This is a genomic window from Neobacillus bataviensis, from assembly GCF_019969725.1.
The window spans coordinates 1-449 of sequence record NZ_JAHXYW010000060.1 but is presented as its reverse complement, the minus strand read 5'-3'; the positions used below and the strand labels follow the sequence as shown (position 1 = coordinate 449).

1 protein-coding gene is annotated in these 449 nt (G+C 57.2%); it reads right to left on the bottom strand.

Annotation, left to right across the window (positions count from 1 at the left end; all coding sequences use genetic code 11):
- Positions 1-279 precede the first annotated feature (279 nt).
- The coding region (locus tag LC455_RS32035; RefSeq protein WP_369075779.1) for an outer membrane protein at positions 280-449 on the bottom strand (170 nt) is incomplete at its 5' end.

The following is a 449-nucleotide window of genomic DNA, read 5'->3' as shown; positions in this document are numbered from 1 at the left end:
GCAAGAAGCTGCATGGCGGCCATTTCGCCCTTGCGGCGATGATCGGTTATCTCGACCTGCGTTTTGCCGGCGAATGGGCCGAAGGGCGCGATGCGCTGGCCGCTTGGCCTGAAACCTTCGGCAAGCGTTTCGAAGCCTACACGGAAATGAAGGCCGCCGCCTGAGGTTAGCGAAAGAACAATGCCCGGCCTGATCGCCGGGCATTTATTTCGGCGGTATGCCACAAAACAAAAAGCCGGGGCATAAACCCCGGCTTTTCTTTAACCGATCCAAAAAGGATCAGAACTTGACGCCGATACCGGCCTTGACCGAGTGATCGTCGAAACCACGCGAGAACGCGCCGGAGTCGAGACCGTAGTCCTTCTTCTGGTAGTCGCTGTAGCGATATTCCAGACGGGCGGTGATGTTATCGGTCACCATGGCTTCTACACCGGCACCGACAGTGTAAC